We start from the raw sequence: 17,200 nt of genomic DNA, 5'->3' as shown, positions 1-17,200 counted from the left end.
GCGGCCTCGTATCATCCCACCTCGGCAGATCGCCTCGACGACACGGCCGGGGGTCGCCCCGAGCCGCCACGCCGGCCGCGGGGCGGCGGTGTCGGGCGCGGTCGTCGCCGACGGCCGGGGAAAGGGGTGCACGCGGTGGAGACCTGGCTCAAGCGCGGCGCAGAGCCGGCCGAGGCGGCCCGGGCGGATGCCGAGGTCCGCCAGGCCGTCGCCCGCATCCTCGACGACGTCGCCCGCCGCGGGGACGCGGCCGTGCGCGAGCTGTCCGCCCGGCTCGACGGCTGGGACCGCGACGACTACCGGCTGACGCCCTCCGAGGTCGAGGGCTGCCTGGCCCGGCTCGGCCGTCGTGACCTGGACGACATCGCCTTCGCCCAGGAGCAGATCCGCACCTTCGCCCGTTATCAGCGGGAGGCCCTGCGCGACCTGGAGGTCGAGACCCTGCCCGGCGTCGTCCTCGGCCACAAGAACATCCCGGTCGGCTCGGCGGGCTGCTACGTGCCGGGCGGCACGTACCCGATGGTGGCCTCGGCCCACATGTCGGTCGTCACGGCCAAGGTGGCCGGCGTCGGGCGGGTGGTCACCTGCGCCCCGCCGTACCGGGGGGCGCCGGCGGCGGCGATCGTCGCGGCCCAGCACCTGGCCGGCGCCGACGAGATCTACTGCCTCGGCGGCGTGCAGGCGGTCGCGGCGATGGCCCTGGGGACGCAGGCCATCGCCCCGGTCGACCTGCTGGTCGGACCCGGCAACGCGTACGTCGCCGAGGCCAAGCGGCAGCTCTTCGGCCGCGTGGGCATCGACCTGCTGGCCGGCCCGACCGAGACCCTGGTGATCGCCGACGAGACGGTGGATGCGGAGCTGTGCGCCACCGACCTGCTGGGCCAGGCCGAGCACGGCCCCGAGTCGCCGGCCGTCCTGCTGACGACCTCCGAGCCGCTGGCCCGCGCGACGATCGCCGAGGTGGATCGGCTGCTCACGATCCTCCCCACGGCGGCCATGGCCCGGCAGGCCTGGGAGCGGCACGGGGCCGTCTGCGTGGCCGACAGCGACGCGGAGCTGGTGCGCATCGCCGACCGGATCGCCTCGGAGCACGTGCAGGTGATGACCCGCGACCCGGGCTACTTCCTGGAGCACCTGCGCAACTACGGGGCCCTGTTCCTCGGCCCGCGGACCAACGTGGCCTACGGCGACAAGGTGATCGGCACCAACCACACGCTGCCGACGCGGCGGGCGGCGCGGTACACCGGCGGGCTGTGGGTGGGCAAGTTCCTGAAGACTTGCACCTACCAGCGGGTGGAGAGCGACGCGGCGTCGGCGTTGGTGGGCGGCTACTGCTCGCGGCTCTGCGCCCTGGAGGGCTTCGTCGGGCACGCCGAGCAGGCCAACATCCGCGTGCGGCGCTACGGCGGCCGTGACGTGCCGTACGGCGGCGTGGTCGCGGCCGGCGAGACCGGGCCCGACTGACCTCGGACCGGACCTTGTGGAGGGGGCAGACGCCATGATCGCCGGCGGACCACGGCTGGAGACGATGCACTTCGGGCCCGAGGGGCGCGTGCCCAACAGCCGCTTCCCCGTGCTGCTGTACCGGGGGGCGGTGGGTCCCGAGCCGGGCGGGGACCTGGCCGACGAGCTGGAGGCGAGGTTCCGGCGGCACGACTGGCTGAACAACTGGCGCGAGCTGGGCGTCTACGATTACCCGCACTACCACTCGACGACCCACGAGGCGCTGGGGATGGCGCGGGGGCGGATCACGCTGCGGCTGGGCGGCGCGGGCGGCGTGGTGGTGGAGCTGGAGGCGGGCGACGTGCTGGTGCTGCCGGCCGGGACGTCGCACACGCGGCTGGGGAACACGGCCGACTCGTGGATGGTGGGCGGCTACCCCGAGGGGCGGGACTGGGACCTGATCCGCGACGAGGAGGTGGGCGAGGCGGAGGCGCGGGCGGCGTTGAAGCTGATCGGCAGCCTGCCGATCCCGGCGCGGGACCCGGTGACGGGCGGGCCGATGGCGGCCTGGCGCGAGGCGCCGCGGACGCACGGCATCCCGTCCTGACGCCCCGGCCCTCGGCCCCGCCGGCCGGTGGGTCTAAAAAATCGCTGCTTATCACGGATTTGGGGGATGGAAGCGGATGTCCATGTCAGCCCGTCCGACAGCGGCTATGCTGAGGGTCACGGATCTCCGCCTCGTGAGCCATCAGCAGGGACGACGCCATGCCGGCAGCCGACCCCACGTCCCCGCCCCTCCGGGGACAGAAGGCCATCTGTATCCCCCGCGCCCCGCAGAAGTATGAGCAGATCGCAGGCGATGCCGAGCGGTTCCGGGAGTATCTGGGCCAGCAGATCGAAGCCCATCCGGAACTGTTCCCATCCGAGATCCGGCGGGGCTACCGCATGAAGGACACCTACACCTCCCGCAAGGCCGGCTGGAGGCTCCGGCGGATCGACCTCCGCGACGGCCAGAGCTCCCTGGTCCGACCGTCGTTCTTGATGCCGTAGCTGACCGCCCACACCGAGGACGTGCAGGCCCCCCTTTTCTCCGCAAGTTCGCCGTCCCTGACTGGGCCCTGACCGAGGTCTTCGGGCGGGGCCCGATGTACTGGCATCGCCTGGGACGCACGCTTGGCCGATCCGGCCTGGTGGGGGCCACGGTCAAGGGACCGGAGCGGTTGCCCGGTCATCTGGTCGCCGACGAGAAGCACACGACCTTGGCCGGCGAGGAGGTCTACCTGGCGGCCACCGCCGGCGGCGGGTGCTGCCTGGGCCTGGCGTTGGCCGAGAAGGCGGATCAGGACGAGTTGACGAGGGCCTACGGCGTGTCCCGGGATGGGGTCCGGGGCCTGGACCCGGAGTACCGGCCCCGGACGGTCAACACCGACGGCTGGGCCGCCACGCAGGCGGCCTGGCGGGCGTTGTTCCAGGGGGCGACGATCATCCTCTGCTTCCTCCATGCGTCCCTGGAGATCCGGGAGCGGGCCAAGCACCTGAAGGAGACCTTCGATGCCCTCCGGGGGCGGGTCTGGGGTGCGTATCACGCCCCGGATGCCCGCACCTTCTCGCAACGGCTTCGCCGGCTGCGGGAGGGGGCCCCGAAGCACATCGACAAGCCGATCGTGCGGGAGAAGGTGCTGTCACTGTGCGAGGAGCGCGAGGCGTTCGCCCTGGCCTACGCCCATCCCGGCTGCCCTCGGACGAGCAACCCGGTGGACCGGCTGTTGCGACGGCTCGACTGCCACCTGTCCTGCACGCAGCAACTGCACGGCAAATCGGCAGCGGCTGAGCAGGGGTTGCGAGGTTGGGCGTTGATCCACAACTTCGCCCCGATGTGCCCTTGGACGGTCCGAGAGACCCCCGAGTTGAGGAGCCCGGCGGAACGGCTCAACGGGAAGCGGTATCACCCCGACTGGCTCCAGAACCTGCTGATCTCGGCCTCACTCGGAGGGGATCGCAGGGCTCCCCGAAATCCGTGATAAGCAGAAAAATCGGGCGGCAGGGCCGGGCCCGGGGATCGCCCCCGGGCCCGGCGACCGCGGTCAGTGGGGCATCGGGCCGTCGGCGTCCCCGCCCTCGCCCGGCTCGGCCCCGCCCAGCAGCAGGCCGTGCCCGGCCGCGAAGAAGCCCAGGCCCCCGACGACCAGCCCGAACCGCCGAGCCCGCAGGCCCCCGGCCCGATCGACGGCGGTGACGAGGTCGAACCGCACGTCCGATCGCCCCCAACGGCCATAGGGGCCGTCCAGCGACTCCAGCCGGTGGCGGGAGACCACACCGTATTCCGAGCTCTTGTAGTAGTCGCGGGCCTGCTCAGGTGGGATGAATTCGTAGAGCAGCGGTCGCGCCGCCCGGGGCACGGGGACGCGGTCGAAGGGGGAGGCCCTGTAGCTCGCCCGGAGCGCAGCGTCGAGCCGCTCCTGTCGATCGCCGAAGAAGAACCAGCGCCGGAGCTTGCCGATGTCCGTGTTGACCACGCGCAGGCCGTAGGCGTCCCGTTGCCCCGGGTGCCGCCGGGTCGGGGGATCTCAAGGCGCGTCGCGAAGACCCCCAGCGCGGCCAGCGTGTCGACCACTCCGTCGCGCAGGGCGGCCGAGACGCTCGCCGCCGAAACCTGGATCGTGCCGCTCCCATAGCCCCAGCCCGAGCCATCACCGGCCATGTAAGCGGCGACCAGCCCCTCGACGAACGACCGGCCGTGGCCCAGCAGCTCGGGGGGCAGCCGCTTGCGGTGCGAGCCGCGGCCGATGGTCCCCTCCAGCCACTCGCGGGCCGGGTGGTCGGTGACGTAGACGCGGCCCTGGGTCCGGTACCCGTCCAGGTCGAGCCGGGCGTAGAGGTCGAGGAACTCCCGGGCGCGGTCGTCGGGGGCGACGGCGATGCGGACGACGCCGGGGACCTTGGGGCAGTCCCCCTCGGCGGCGTAGAGGCCGGCGAGGCAGCCGTAGTCGAACTCCTCGGGGTCGGGCTCGTCCTCCGGCGGCAAGGTCGGCCGGACGACCATCAGCCGGTTCCCGCCGGGGACGAGCCGGTCGGCCCGGGTGGCGTCGGGCCGGGCGTCGGGCCCCATGACGGCCACGGGCTGCTCGGGCCCGACGACAAGCATGCGCCCGGAGAGGGTGCGGATGCGGAGCAGCCCGCCGCGCTCGGGGGGCTGCTCCCGGATGCCGAGCACCGGCGCGAAGCAGGAGGCCCAGTCGATCTCGTCGAGGGAGACGATGGCGTCCCCCAGCCGGTGCTGGTAGATGGCAACGGGTCCCGACCCGTGCCGTCCTCCCGGTCGGTGGTAAAGGAGACGTCGAGATGGTCGAAGCCGCCCCCGCCGGCCTCGTCGTCGGCGATGACGCGCCCCAGGTGGTCGTTCAGGGCCACGGCCTCGGGCCGGGTGGCATGGAAGTTCAGGGCGGAGACGTGCGGGTTGAGGGCGGAGACCTTCGCGGCGCCATGGGCCACGCCCTAGGCGATCAGGTGCTTCGCCGGCAGGGCGGATTCCGCCTCTACCATCGCCGCGATGATCCGATCGTTCCACGCTCGGGTCAGGCCGGGCCGCTCATAGGGCTCGTTGCAGACCTCGTAGTAGACGTTGTCGAAGCCATTGAGCTCCCCAACGATCTTCCGCACCAGGGCCTCCTGCACCGCGAGTAGGTCCCCATCCTCTCCGGAATAGACCTCGTGCCGCCCGACGGCGCCGATGTCGTTGACGTTCTTACGGGCGTTCATCGGGCTCGCCTGCCAGAGCGCCTCGTCGTACATCGTGCGGAAGAGCACCAGCCAGACGACGATGCCGCGCCGGCCCGCCGCGCCGACGAAATCCCTGAGGCGGTCGAAGTACGCCGGGTCCCACCGGGAGAGGTCGAACTCGTTGCCGCCGTCCGCGGCGCCGGCGACGATGCCGCGGGCCCAAGGGCCGACGTAGCAGCCCGGGGCCGAGGCCAGGGTCTTGCCGGCGATCCGAAGGAGCCCAGCACCTCGTGATAGGTTCCCGAAAAGGTCCGGGTCAGGTTGACCCCGTGGGACTGGAGGACGTCGAGGTAGCGGTCGGAGTCGAAGTCGCGGCTCAGCACGGCGCCGTAGTGCTCACCCGCGGTGATGAAGACCGTCGGGCGGCCCCGGAAGAGGAAGTAGCGGGGATTCTCCGGGTAGAGCGTGATCGGCCCCTCGGCGGAAGCTGCGTCGGCGAGGAGGCTACACGCTGCCACCAGCCTTGCGGCCGGGATCGCGAGCGCGTATCGAGAGCGGGAAGGCCGAATGGGATCTGCCCCACCCCCACGTCCGGTCGGATGCATGAAAGGCCTCGCCGCTCCCGGGATCTATGACCCACGTGCTCCGGATCGCTCCAGACACGGTTTCAACCGGCCCTGCAACCGCGCACAAGGTGCGGGGGGGAGGGAACTGTCAAGAATCCGGGATCTCCCACGAGCGGGCATCCGCGGGGAGGCGATCAAGAAGGTCTTCGACCCGCCACAATTCCGGATGAAATAATCAGGACCGCTGTCGGCCTGCAACCGGGGGATCGACCATCCCCGTGCCGCCGTCGTGCCGGCCGGGGGCGGGGTGTGACATGCTCCGACGATTATCCAGGCGGGATCCAGCCCGTTCGCGGCGGGAATTCTTCCGCACGTCCATCGGCCTCACCTTGGGCCTGCTGGCAGCCGGCCCGATTTGCTCGGCCCTGTCACCCGCACGGGTGGCGGAGAAGCAGCCCGCGCGCGGGCCCTTGCACGTGCATCCCGACAACCCGCGCTACTTCATCGACGGCTCGGGCCGGGCGGTCTACCTGACCGGCTCGCACACCTGGGACAATCTGGTGGACATGGGCCGCGGCGACCCGACCGGGTCGTTCGACTTCGACGCCTACCTCGACTTCCTCGACCGCCACGGCCAGAACTTCTTCCGGCTCTGGACCTGGATTCGACGACCTGGGACACCCAGGCCAACGGGCGGCACGGCAAGGACTTCGTCCGCCACGTCGCGCCGCTGCCATGGGCCCGGACCGGGCCGGGGGAGGCCCTCGACGGCAAGCCGAAGTTCGACCTGAGCCGGTTCGACAACGCCTCCTTGAATCGCCTGCGGGCCCGGACGGGCGCGGCCGGCCGTCGCGGGATCTACGTCTCGGTGATGCTGTTCGAGGGCTGGGGGCTGATGCACGGCAACCGCGGCCGTTCCGCGCCGAAGGGCTGGGCCTGTCGCAGTCATCCCTTCCACCCCGGGAACAACGTCAACAGCATCGACGTCGGGCTGGATCCGGCCGTCCTCGGCGCCGCAATGCACAGCCTGGCCGACATGGAGGCCAACGCGCTCCAGGCCGCCTACATCCGCAAGGTCGTCGACACCGTCAACAACCGGGACAACGTGCTCTAAGAGGTCATCAACGAGGGCGGGCATCGGGAGTGGGACTGGTGGGTGGTCGAGACCGTGCGCGAGCACGAGCGGGGCAGACCCAGTCAGCACCCGATCGGGATTACCGGGCACGGCGCCGATCGGCTGGCGAGCATGCTGGCGAGCCCCGCTGACTAGATCTCCCCAGGCCGGGCCGACGGCTACGCCGAGGAGCCCCCGGCCTGGGATGGCAAGAAGGTCAGCCTGCTCAACACGGACCACATCTGGGGCGTGAACGGCAATCCGGCGTGGGTGTGGACCGCTTCGCCGAGCGGAAGATCGACGCGTCGGTTGCCGGGCGGGCGAAACACTGGACGCGTGACCCCTCCTCACCCGGGGCCTACGGGCAGTCCATCCGGGCCAACCGCAAGTCGTTCCGCAGGATCATCGGCGTCGTCGATCCGCGGCGGCCCGCGACGATGGAGCGCCTCGGCGACGACGATCGGCCCGCCCTGGTGGCCGAGTACGACACCTGCCGCATCCAGCAGGTGCGCTGGCCGGTCCTGGAAGGCGTCCACGGCGAGGGGTTGCTGCTGGAGACCGCGGGCGAGCGCTTGGCCATGTCGCCGTCCTGCCCGACGCGGACCAGACGCCGGAGCAACTGGCGGGCCTGAGCCCCGGCGTCGCAGGCGAGTCCCAGCTCGCTCGGCGGATGGTGGCCGGCGGCTTCCTCGTCGTGGTCCCGACGCTCATCAGCCGCGGCATCGAGTCCTCCGGGAATCCGGAGATCGCGATGACCATCCAGCCGCACCGCGAGCGGATCTCCCGGCAGGCCTACCACATGGGCCGGCACGTCATCGGCTACTAGTGGTCCGACACGGAAGTTTCTGGTTGTAGAGATGGCGTGATCTTGCGATCCTCCTCCGTCAAGGAGGAGGCCATGCCCAAGAAATACCACGTCGCCCTGACCGATGAGCAGCGACTGGACCTGGACGCCCGTCGCGCCGGGGCCCTGACGCTTCGCCAGCGCAACCGCGTCGACGGCCAACCTGTTCATCGCCGTCGAGCCGCTGGCCGGGCGGCGGCGCGTGACGGTGACCCAGCGGCGCACGGCGGTGGACTTCGCCGGGCAGATGCGGCGGCTGTGCGACGAGTGGTACCCCGAGGCGGAGGTGATCCGGGTGGTGCTGGACAACCTGAACACGCACGGGCCGCAGTCGCTCTTCGCCACGTCCGGCCCGGACGAGGCGTGGCGGCTGGCCCGTCGGCTGGAGTTCCACCACACGCCGAAGCACGCCAGCTGGCTGGACATGGCCGAGCTGGAGCTGTCGGTGCTCTCGCGGCAGTGCCTGTCGCGGCGGATCGCCGATGCGGCGACGCTGGCGGCCGAGGTGGCGACGTGGGAGGGGCGTCGCAATGCGATGCGGGCGAAGATCGAATGGACCTTCCGCCCCGCCGACGCCCGGGTCAAGCTCGCTCACCTCTATCCGCAGCAACAACCAGAAACTTCCGTGTCGGGCAACCAGGGTCCGTCTGACGAATCACAAGGTGTCATCATGGTGGTCTTTTCGCGGAGGACGCCGTGCGGATCCGACGCCCCTACGAGTTGACCGACGGGCAGTACGCCCGGATCGAGGACCTGCTACCGACCAACGGCCGTCGCGGCGGCCAGTGGGATGACCACCGCACCACCCTCGATGGCATCGGTCGGATCCTCCGCACCGGGGCCCGGCGGCGCGAGCCGCCCGGCCGCGACGGCAAGTGCAAGTCGGCCTACGGCCGCTTCAATCGCCGGAGCGAGGACGGGCCACTCGGCCGCGTCCGTCGCCGGCTCCACGCCCGGCCGGACCGGCTCCGGCGGCTGGACTTCGACCTGCGGTGCGTCGACGGCAGCGGCATCCGGGCCAGCCGCTCGGCGGCCGGGGCCCGGCGGCGCGTCGATGGGGAGCCGGGCGACCATGCCCTGGGCCGGTCCCGCGGCGGCTTCGGCACCAAGCCCCACCTGATCGTCGATGGCGATGGCCCGCCCCGCGCCGCGTCGATCTCGCCGGGGCAGGCCCACGAGTCGAAGCGCCTGGCGAGGCGAGCGATCGCCGACGCAACGTGGTGGAGCGGTGCATCGACTGGCTGGAGGAGAGCCGGCGGATCGGGACCCGTCACGAGAAGCCGGCGGTGAGCTTCATGGGGATGGTCAAGCCGGCCATGATCCGCCGCTGCCAGCGCCTCCTCGCTTCGTGAGACAGACCCTAGTATTACAGCGCAGGTTCTCTCGCCCTACTTTTTACGCCGCGTCGCCGCAGTTCGGCAAGCCTCCGCTTGCGGTGACTGACGGCGGCCCGCCGGTTCCGCTCGCGGCGCCACGCCGACCACCGCAGGATCTCCTCGACGTCCCACGCCCGCACCTCCAGCAAGTGCACCAGCAGGGCACGCACCTCCGGCACGCTCATCTGCGACGCTTTTCCCCCCCAGCCGCACCCGCTGGAGCACCAGGAATGCCAGGGCCAGCATCGACAACGCCGTGTGGTGATGCCAGCCGACCCAGCCCCGGGTCTCGTACTCGTCCAGGCCGCATTCCCCCTTGGCCGACTGGATGTCCTCCTCGATCGTCCACCGCGTCGCCCGGACCTGCGCCAACTTCGACAGCGGGACCTCCGCCGGGGCGTGGGAGCGGTGATACTTCAGCTCCGGCTCCTGCCCCAGCGACCGACGCACAAGCAGCCGCTCGCGCGGGCCGGGCAGGCCCCCTTCGCTGAACCAGGCCCACAGCTCGGCGTATTCGTAGACCCGCGGCCCCTGACTCCCCTCGGCCACCGTCAGCCGGCGCCAGGCCGTCGCCGGCAGGGCGGCGACCACCTCGTCGACACGCTTCGCCTCCCCGACGACCAGCGGCTGGGTGCACGGGCGTCCGCGCCTCGGCCTGGGCCGCTCCTCGGGCGGGATCACCCGCGGCTCGCCGGTCCAGACCCGGGCATCGGCCGAGCTGTCCAGCACGTACCGCTTGCCGAGTTGCCGGACGCCCTGCACGAAGGTCGGGCTGTCGCCGTAGACGCCGTCGCCGCCGACCCAGCGGAACGGCACCCCCTCGGCGACCGCGTCGGCGGCCATCGCCAGGGCCAATTCCGGCTTGGTGCGGAAGATCACGCCGGCGGGCACCCCGGCCTCCTCGCGGCGTTCGCCGTCGCCGGCCCACTCCTCGGGCAGGAACAGCCGCCGATCGAGGAAGGTGTGGCCCTTGGCCGAGCAGTAGTCGGCGAAGACGGCGACCTGGCAGTTGTCGGTCCGCCCCAGCGTGCCGGAGTACTGCCGCCTGACGCCGACGGACTTGGTCCCCTTCTTGGGGAACCCGGTCTCGGCGGCATTCCAGGCGGCGTCGTCATCGGCCAGCAGCTCCAGGACCGCGCCGCGCATCTGCCTGAGGATCGCGCCATCGGACCAGGCGCCGGTGCTGATGAAGGCTTGCAGCGAGCGCACCGGGCCGCCGCTGGTCGCCTGGGCGATGTTCTCGATGCTGCGACGCTCGCCGCCGTGGAGCAGCCCCTGGACGAAGCGGCGGGCGTGGACCTGATTCTCGTCGCGGCCGAAGAGGGGGGCGAAGCGGTCGAGGAAGCGGTCGAGTTCGGGCTTGAGGGCCAGGAGTTGGTGTTCGTCCACGAGCGATCGCCTCGGGAGGTCCGGCGGGACTCACGAATGATCGCTCTTGTACCCGAAGCCATCGCGGCGTAGAAGAGAGGACCGACCTGCGCTGTAGTATTAGGTCCTGGCCGCACTCGACTGGATTGAGCAGCGTGCGGGGCCGGATGCGAAGGTCGGCGTCGCCGGCTACGGCGAGGGCGGCTTGATCGCCTTCTACGCCGCGGCCGCCGACGAGCGGATCGACGCCGCCTTGGTCAGCGGCTAATTCGGCCCGCGGGAGCGGCTTTGGGCCGAGCCAATCGATCGCAACGTCTGGGGCCTACTCTCCGAGTCCGGCAACGCCGAGATCGCGACGCTGATCGCGCCGCGCGCCCTGGTGGTCGAGGACAGCGTCGGGCCGCGCGTCGAGGAACCGCCCGCCGTGCCCGAGGGGCGGCGCGGCGGGGCTGCAGTGGGTGGGCTCGGATGCCGACCCTGGACGAGGTCCGCGCCGAATGGGCGCGGCTCGAGGCGCTGCTGGCCGCGGGCTTCCAGCCACGCGCCCTCGTCCACGGTGACGGCGAGGCGGTGCGCAACTTCTTCGGCCCTGAGGCCGCGTGGCAGTTCGTCGAGCTCATCGGCATCCGCTCGACGCTGGTGTTACCCGAGGCGGCGTCGAGCGACCGGCGAGAAGGCTTTTCGCCGCAGGAGCGACAGCGCCGCCAGGTCCGAGTGCTGGAGGACTACGTCCAGCGCCTGCTCCGCGGCGCCGACCAGACGCGCGACGGCTTCTTCCTCGAGCACACCACGCTGATCCGCACCCTGGCCCCGCGCAGCGAGCGTTTCCGCATGTTCCGCCTCCCGGAGCAGTCCGCCGAGGTCTTCGCCCGCGAGGTCGCGCCGTTCAAGGAGGTCCTCGCCGCGGAGGTCCTCGGCCGCATCGACGACCCGGTGCTGCCGCCCGACCCGCGCTCGCGACGGGTCTACGACACACCGACGTGGAGCGGCTAAGAGGTGATGCTCGACGTGTACCCCGACGTCTTCGCCTGGGGCGTCCTGCTGGTGCCCAAGGAGATCCCGTAGGGCAAGCGGCGGCCGGTCGTCGTCTGGCAGCATGGGCGAAACCGCCTGCCCAGCGACGTGATCGAGGGGGAGCTGCCGGCCTATCGCGACTTCGCCGCCCGGCTGGAGGGCGCGGCTTCGTCACCTTCGCGCCGCACAACCTCTACCGAGGCGAGGACCTCTACCGGATGCTCAACCTCAAGGGCAACCCGGTCAAGCTCTCGATGTTCTCGAACATCACGGCGCAGCACCGTCAGATCTTCGACTGGCTCGCCACGCTGCCGTTCGGCGACCCGGGCCGGATCGCCTTCTACGGCCTGAGCTACGGGGGCGAGACGGCGGTGCGCGTGCCGCCGCTTAGTACTACTCCGTTAGCTTGGTCTTGGAGCGGGTGAGCCAGGGCCGGCAGTGCGCGCAGTCCGGCCGGCTGACCGGCGCCAGCAGCCGCTGCAACGCCCGGCGGATCGCCGGCACCGTGATCACCGGCGCTCGGCCTCCCCCTTTTTGCCCGGCCGGGATCGCCCCCGACGGGCTCGGCGTCGCTCCAGGGTGAGGAACCCGAAGGCCAACATCACCAGGCAGGCGTGATGGTGGAAGCCCCGCCACGAGCGGCCCTCGTGGTGGTCCAGCCCCAGTTCCTCCTTCATCTGCTGGTACCCGAGCTCGATGTTCCAGCCATAATGCCCTCCAAGAGCGCGATGGGGCGGCCCGGCTCGCCCTGAGCCGGGCCGCCCTCACTCTACCGTCCCGGGCGCGGCCTCGGTCTGGTCAGTTCGGCAAGCCGCCCCTTGTTCGCCCACGTCCGCGGCAGCCGGCGGAGCTCGCGCAGCCGCCGCAGCTCGGACCCGTCGGCCCAGATCACGTGGTGGCCCTGGGCGTCGCGATGCGCCGTCAACCACCCGACCCGCACCCATCGCCGCACCGTGTCTCGCGACACCCCCAGCCGACGCGCCAGCGACGACGGCCGGTATTCGTCGCGGCCGAGGCCGGCCGGGCTGCCGAAGGGCGTGCGGGCCAGCCCCAGGTGCCAGAGCAGCCGTTGCACCATCCCCCGCGTGAACCGCTCGGCCCGCTTCGGGGGACGGAACCCCTCGACGTTGAGCCGCTCGGCCATCGCCGCCGGGCTGAGCCGCTCGGCGCGCCATCCCCGCAGTCGCTCGACCAGTCGGGGGTAGTCGGCCAGGAGGTCGTACCGCTTCACCGGCCGGGACATGGCGTGCGACTCGGTCATGCCGCCGGACCAGTGGAGCGTCACATCGACCCGCTCGCTCGCCTTGTCCACGGTGACGGACACGTGGTCAATCAGGAGTCGGGCGATCCGCTGCCGCTCGGCGGGCGTCGTCGTCGTCGCCTGCCACACCGCCGGCAAGTCGCCGGCCAGCGACCGGATCGTCCGCTCGTCGTCCGGTGAGAGCCGACCGGGGGCCGACCCCCGCCACCGCTCGTGCTCGTCCTCGAGGCGCCGCTGCGCCCTCAACGCCTCCTCCCAGCGCCGCTCCAACTCGCGGCCGACCAGGCGATTCTCCGGCTCGCAGGCCTGGTACTGCCGGGCCGCGCGGTCGGCCTCGCAGCCGGCGCGTTCGAGGCGGAGCCGCCAGTGCCGGGCCAGCTCGGACCGCTCGCGCTCGACCTCGGCCACCGCCGCCAAGCTCGCCTCCAGCGCCGCCGGCTCCACCGCCGCCAGGACCCGGCCGGCGACCAGCCCGTCGAGCGCCGGCCCGGAGAGGCTCTGGCAGATCGGCTCGGCGTGGTCGGCCGCCCCGCGGGCACAGGTGTAGCTGTACCGGCCCGTCGCCCCCGAGTACCGCACGAGCATCCGCCGGCCGCACCGCCCGCACCGCAGGAGTCCGGCCAGCAGCGAGGCCCCCTGCCGCGGCGCGCCGGGGCGGTCCCGGCGGGCCCGGTTGGCCTCCAGCCGCTCCTGGTTGTCACAGAACCGCTCCCAGGTGATGTAGGCCGGCAGCCGGTCGCGGATCAGCACCAGGCACTCCTCCGGGCGGCGGACCAGCTTGCCGGTGTCGGGCCGCCCGGGCCGCTTGCGCCGCGGGTCGACCTCCCGGTGGCCGAACCGGTAGGCACCGGCGTAGGCCGGGTGGTGCAGGACGTTCGACAGCGTCGGGCGGTTCGGCCGCCGCCACTCCAACCCGCCGCGGTTGGGGCCGTGGCGGGGTCGGATCGGGATGCGGACCCCGTGGTGGACCAGGTAGCGGAGCAGGCCGTGCAGGGTACCCTCGCGGTCGAACCGGTCGAAGATCAGCCGCACGGTCGCCTGGACCTGCTCGTCGGGGTCGATCGCCCACTCGCCCGAGGCGAGGCGTACGTAGCCCAGCGGCGGGGAGCCCATCGGCTCGCCCCGGCGGGCCTTGTTGAGCCGGCCCTGGCACATCCGCTCCTTGATGACATGAAGTTCTGCCTCGTTCAACATGCCGTGCAGGCCCAGCAGGAGCCTGTCGTTGTGGTCGGCCGGGTCGTAGACGGCGTCGGCGTCGGCCAGGAGCACGCGGAAGCGGGCGCAGAGCTCGAGCAGCTGGTGCCAGTCGCGGTTGGACCGGGCCAGCCGGCTCATCTCCAGGCCGAGGATCAGCCCGACGTTGTCGAGCGCCACCTCGGCCAGCAGCCGCTGGAACCCGGGCCGGCCCTCGATCGACTGGCCGCTCTTGCCCAGGTCGTCGTCGATCGTGGTGACGCGGTCCCGTGGCCACCCGAGGGCGACGGCGCGGTCGGCCAGGGCGTACTGCCGGTCGGTGGACTCGCGGTGGTCGAGCACCTGCTGGGGTGTGGATTGGCGGACGTAGACGAAGGCCGCCCGGTCGAGATGCCAGGGCCGGAGCTTGGGCGAGCGGGTTGCGTCACTCATGGCCGGCCTCCTCGCTTCGGGTGGCCGCCAGGAGCCTGGCGAGGAGTTGGCCGAGCAGGTCGCGGAGCTGTCGCTGCCGGTCGGCCGGCAGGCGGGCCCAGATCGTCGGTGCGACCGTCGGCGGTGGGCAGGGCGCCGTCGTCAGGCGCGGGGGGGAGCGTTGTGACGGGGGGCGACGGACATGCGATGTCTCCCGATGCCGAGGTCAGGTGATGTCGGCACCACGCCGCCAGCTCAAGCAGCGCGGCGGCGCTGATCGTAACCGCCGCCGGGGGTGCTGCACCACCGGTCGCTTGAGGTGCAGTCTGCTTGGCACGTCTCCACCGGCCAGCGACTCCGCCACAGGCGCACCGCGCGGATCCGGCTGGTATCGGCCGGGAGGTTGCTGAAGGCGTACTTCAGCTTGCCGTCGGCCTGCTCCTCGATCAGCAGCCAGATCGGCTCCGCCCCGGCGCAATCGCCTGTCGCCCATCCCTGGCCCGGCCAAACGCGCAGCCAGGCGAATCGGCCCCACATCGGGCCCTTGGTCCCCTCCCGCCACGTCACCTTCCGGCGCGGCGTCCGCGCCGCCAGCTCCTTCAGGCCCACCGGCCGGGGCGAGCCCTCGGCCAGGCGACGCCGCTTCTGCGGCCGCCCGCCCGTCCCGGCCTTGGGCTCGTCCCACCTCGGCTCCTCGGTGAAGACCAGCATCTCGTCGGTCACGCCGACGACGTAGTGCAGGCCCCGCTCGGCCAGGCCGTCGCGGAACGGGCCCGAGACGCCGTAGCCGCTGTCGGCCACGACGAGCCCGCCCGGCAGCCCTTCGGCGCGGATGCGGTCGAGCAACTCCAGGGCGATCTGACCCTTGGTCAGCGACCGCCGCTCGGCCTCGGGCACCTTGGCCTTATCCAGTCGCTTCGGGTCGGCCAGCCAGCCCTCCGGGAGGTAGAGCCGCATGTTCAGCGGGTAGTGCCCCCTCGGGGCGACGTAGTGGACGCTGACGGCGCACTGGCAGTTGGCCTTCTTGCCCAGGGCGCCGCAGTACTGCCGCTGCACGCCGACGGAGTGCGTGCCCTGCTTGGGGAAGGTGGTGTCATCGATCACGAAGATGCCGGCCGGGTCGGCGAACTTCGCCGCCATCGTGGCCCGGTAGCGGCTCAGGACCGCTTGCTCGTCCCAGGTGCTCTGGCCGAGGAACTGCTGCAGGGCCTGGTCGGGGTCGGCGACGTCGAGCCCCTCCGACAGGGGGACGCGGGCGGCCATCGGCTCGACGCTCTTGCGGTCCCCGTCCTGGACCAGGCCGCGGAGGTAGACGCCGCACCAGGCGGCCTGGCGGGGCCGGTTGAAGTCGGCGCGGAAGGAGGCGGCATACGCGGCGAGGCGGTCGAGGACGTCGGGGTTTAAGTCGGGGGTGTAGGTCCGGTTCATACCCTCGGTACGAACCGCAGCAGTCGATCGTTCGTATGATTTAACGGAGTAGCATTAGAAGCCCTGACAAAACCGGGTGAATCACATCACATCCTGGTGGAGGATACGGAAGCAGATGACACAGGCCGCCAGGGTCGTCCAGGCGTCCTGGATCACCCCCAGCCGGTCGTACCGCACCCGCATCCGCCGCAGGCCCTTGATCCAGCCGATCGTCCGCTCCACCACCCAGCGGACCTTGCCCAGCCCGCTGCCGTGCGGTGTCCGACGCTTGGCGATGTGCGGCTCGATGCCTATCCAACGCAGTAACGCCCTCGTCCCCTCGCTGTCGTAGCCCCGGTCGGCATACAGGTCATCCGGCAACTGCTTCGGCCTGCCCGGTTTGCCGGCGACGCTCGGGAAGTCGAGCACCAGCGGGATGATCTGGCGGTGGTCGCTCTCGTTGGCCCCGGCGGTGCGGATCGCCAGCGGCACTCCGGTGCGACTGACCATCACCGTGTGCTTCGTGCCCTTCCTGCTGCGGTCGACGGGGCTCGGGCCGGTCGCCTCGCCGCCGCCGAAGGCCCGCACCGTCACGCCGTCGACGACCACCGTGTCGGTCTCCAGCTTGCCAGCCTTGCGGAGCAGCCTCAGCAGGTCGGCATGGAGGCGGTCCCAGATGCCGGCCTCCTCCCAGGCCCGCAGCCGGCGATGGGCGGTGCGACCTGAGCAGCCGAGTTCCTGCGGGACATCCTCCCAGCGATTGCCGGTGGCCAGGACGAACCAGATGACACGCAGGGCGACCCGGTGCCCGATCGGCGGACGCCCGCCGTAGGGGCCGATGGCCGGTTCCGGCGGCAGGTGGTGGGCAACCAGATCGAAGAACTCGTCCGGCATGTGGGCGCTCGCCATGGTGGTGTCTCCTTCGGTTCGGAGGAAAACAGCACCAGGGCGCAAACTCCATGCCACACGGTTTTGTCAGGGCTTCTTATCTGTCGATCTGCTCGGGCGACTTCAACGACTCGACGGGCAAGGTCGCTTCGACCGACAGCGACTACAGCTTCATGTTCACCATAGAGTGTGAGTTTACCTACTTCAACATGAGTAATACGTTCAACTGCGCGGAATTGGCGTACTTGATGGTGCCCCGGCCGTTCATAGTCGATCGCGGCCACCACGAAGGCCTCGCCCCCGACGAGTGGGTGGCGGTGGAGTACGCGATGGTGCGATGGGTCTACGACAACCTCGGGCTCTCCGACCGGACAGCCATCGAGTTCTTCAATGGCGGCCACACGATCAACGGTGAGGGCACGTTCGACTAACTCTACCGCCACCTGGACTGGCCGAGACCGACAGGCGAGCGCCGAGGCGACGCGGCCGTCGAAGGACGCGGCGCACCGGACGTGCCGTGAGGCGACTCGTCCTCCTCGGGCCAGCGGCCAGCGGCTTCAGGACGCTCCCTGCGACCATCGCGGCCCGGTTTGT

At 71.4% G+C, this 17,200-nt stretch carries 18 protein-coding genes and 3 pseudogenes; 14 read left to right on the top strand and 7 right to left on the bottom strand.

Annotation, left to right across the window (positions count from 1 at the left end; all coding sequences use genetic code 11):
* The first annotated feature begins 135 nt into the window (after positions 1-135).
* The 4 genes from hisD (at position 136) to ElP_RS40270 (ending at position 3,464) form a co-directional block, all read left to right on the top strand.
* Positions 136-1,464 (top strand): histidinol dehydrogenase, encoded by a 1,329-nt coding sequence (hisD, locus tag ElP_RS34630; protein ID WP_145279574.1) that lies wholly within the window; start codon positions 136-138, stop codon positions 1,462-1,464.
* 34 nt (positions 1,465-1,498) lie between these two features.
* Positions 1,499-2,050 carry a hypothetical protein gene (locus ElP_RS34625; protein ID WP_145279288.1) on the top strand — a complete coding sequence of 184 codons (552 nt, stop codon included), beginning with the start codon at positions 1,499-1,501 and terminating at the stop codon, positions 2,048-2,050.
* 158 nt (positions 2,051-2,208) lie between these two features.
* The gene (locus tag ElP_RS34620) at positions 2,209-2,493 is read left to right on the top strand and encodes a hypothetical protein (protein WP_145267830.1); all 285 of its coding nucleotides are present in this window, start codon (positions 2,209-2,211) and stop codon (positions 2,491-2,493) included.
* Between the two features lie 95 nt (positions 2,494-2,588).
* Positions 2,589-3,464: a hypothetical protein gene (locus tag ElP_RS40270; protein ID WP_231749910.1), complete on the top strand. Its 876-nt coding sequence runs from the start codon at positions 2,589-2,591 to the stop codon at positions 3,462-3,464.
* A gap of 63 nt (positions 3,465-3,527) precedes the next feature.
* Here ElP_RS40270 and ElP_RS34610 read toward each other — a convergent pair whose 3' ends face one another.
* Together ElP_RS34610 and ElP_RS34605 are read right to left on the bottom strand one after the other, a co-directional pair.
* Positions 3,528-3,959 (bottom strand): hypothetical protein, encoded by a 432-nt coding sequence (locus ElP_RS34610; protein WP_145279287.1) that lies wholly within the window; start codon positions 3,957-3,959, stop codon positions 3,528-3,530.
* Between the two features lie 979 nt (positions 3,960-4,938).
* Entirely contained in the window at positions 4,939-5,250 is a 312-nt protein-coding gene (locus tag ElP_RS34605; RefSeq protein ID WP_145279285.1) for a hypothetical protein, read from the bottom strand.
* Between the two features lie 955 nt (positions 5,251-6,205).
* Between ElP_RS34605 and ElP_RS34600 the strand changes: the two genes are divergently transcribed.
* The 6 genes and pseudogenes from ElP_RS34600 to ElP_RS34580 all read left to right on the top strand — a co-directional run bounded on the left by ElP_RS34600 (position 6,206) and on the right by ElP_RS34580 (position 8,977).
* Positions 6,206-6,520 (top strand): hypothetical protein, encoded by a 315-nt coding sequence (locus ElP_RS34600; protein WP_145279283.1) that lies wholly within the window; start codon positions 6,206-6,208, stop codon positions 6,518-6,520.
* Between the two features lie 20 nt (positions 6,521-6,540).
* Positions 6,541-6,843 carry a hypothetical protein gene (locus ElP_RS34595; RefSeq protein WP_145279280.1) on the top strand — a complete coding sequence of 101 codons (303 nt, stop codon included), beginning with the start codon at positions 6,541-6,543 and terminating at the stop codon, positions 6,841-6,843.
* Positions 6,844-7,109: 266 nt separating this feature from the next.
* Positions 7,110-7,475, top strand: a complete 366-nt coding sequence (locus ElP_RS34590; protein WP_145279278.1) for a hypothetical protein — start codon at positions 7,110-7,112, stop codon at positions 7,473-7,475.
* A gap of 38 nt (positions 7,476-7,513) precedes the next feature.
* Positions 7,514-7,669: a hypothetical protein gene (locus tag ElP_RS39060; protein ID WP_197447179.1), complete on the top strand. Its 156-nt coding sequence runs from the start codon at positions 7,514-7,516 to the stop codon at positions 7,667-7,669.
* Positions 7,670-7,847: 178 nt separating this feature from the next.
* Positions 7,848-8,411 (top strand): annotated as a pseudogene (locus tag ElP_RS34585) (transposase); the annotation flags it as partial.
* Positions 8,384-8,977 (top strand): transposase, encoded by a 594-nt coding sequence (locus ElP_RS34580; RefSeq protein ID WP_197447178.1) that lies wholly within the window; start codon positions 8,384-8,386, stop codon positions 8,975-8,977. The pseudogene ElP_RS34585 and the gene ElP_RS34580, both read left to right, overlap by 28 nt.
* A 98-nt stretch (positions 8,978-9,075) precedes the next feature.
* Here the strand turns inward: ElP_RS34580 and ElP_RS34575 are convergent, their stop codons facing one another.
* Positions 9,076-10,452: an IS701 family transposase gene (locus ElP_RS34575; RefSeq protein WP_145279272.1), complete on the bottom strand. Its 1,377-nt coding sequence runs from the start codon at positions 10,450-10,452 to the stop codon at positions 9,076-9,078.
* A 106-nt stretch (positions 10,453-10,558) separates the two neighbouring features.
* On the opposite strand from ElP_RS34575, the gene ElP_RS41500 reads away from it, so the two are divergent.
* The 3 genes from ElP_RS41500 (at position 10,559) to ElP_RS34560 (ending at position 11,870) form a co-directional block, all read left to right on the top strand.
* The gene (locus ElP_RS41500) at positions 10,559-10,699 is read left to right on the top strand and encodes a dienelactone hydrolase family protein (protein WP_145279573.1); all 141 of its coding nucleotides are present in this window, start codon (positions 10,559-10,561) and stop codon (positions 10,697-10,699) included.
* Positions 10,700-10,899: 200 nt separating this feature from the next.
* Positions 10,900-11,424: a hypothetical protein gene (locus ElP_RS34565; RefSeq protein WP_145279270.1), complete on the top strand. Its 525-nt coding sequence runs from the start codon at positions 10,900-10,902 to the stop codon at positions 11,422-11,424.
* Between the two features lie 239 nt (positions 11,425-11,663).
* Positions 11,664-11,870 carry a hypothetical protein gene (locus ElP_RS34560; protein WP_145279268.1) on the top strand — a complete coding sequence of 69 codons (207 nt, stop codon included), beginning with the start codon at positions 11,664-11,666 and terminating at the stop codon, positions 11,868-11,870.
* 84 nt (positions 11,871-11,954) lie between these two features.
* Here ElP_RS34560 and ElP_RS34555 read toward each other — a convergent pair.
* The 4 genes and pseudogenes from ElP_RS34555 to ElP_RS34540 form a co-directional block, all read right to left on the bottom strand.
* Positions 11,955-12,149 (bottom strand): annotated as a pseudogene (locus ElP_RS34555) (IS701 family transposase); the annotation flags it as partial.
* Between the two features lie 65 nt (positions 12,150-12,214).
* Positions 12,215-14,332: a recombinase family protein gene (locus ElP_RS34550; protein WP_145267375.1), complete on the bottom strand. Its 2,118-nt coding sequence runs from the start codon at positions 14,330-14,332 to the stop codon at positions 12,215-12,217.
* 312 nt (positions 14,333-14,644) lie between these two features.
* Positions 14,645-15,739, bottom strand: a pseudogene (locus ElP_RS34545) (IS701 family transposase); the annotation flags it as partial.
* Positions 15,740-15,820: 81 nt separating this feature from the next.
* Positions 15,821-16,627, bottom strand: a complete 807-nt coding sequence (locus tag ElP_RS34540) for an IS5 family transposase (RefSeq protein ID WP_145279264.1) — start codon at positions 16,625-16,627, stop codon at positions 15,821-15,823.
* A 50-nt stretch (positions 16,628-16,677) separates the two neighbouring features.
* Here ElP_RS34540 and ElP_RS34535 point away from each other — a divergent pair, with 50 nt between their 5' ends.
* On the top strand, positions 16,678-17,037 hold the full coding sequence (locus tag ElP_RS34535; protein WP_145279262.1) for a hypothetical protein: 360 nt from the start codon (positions 16,678-16,680) through the stop codon (positions 17,035-17,037).
* Positions 17,038-17,200: the final 163 nt, after the last annotated feature.

The sequence above is a fragment of the Tautonia plasticadhaerens genome (assembly GCF_007752535.1).
GTDB lineage: Bacteria > Planctomycetota > Planctomycetia > Isosphaerales > Isosphaeraceae > Tautonia > Tautonia plasticadhaerens.
This window is presented reverse-complemented; position numbering and strand designations above follow the sequence as displayed.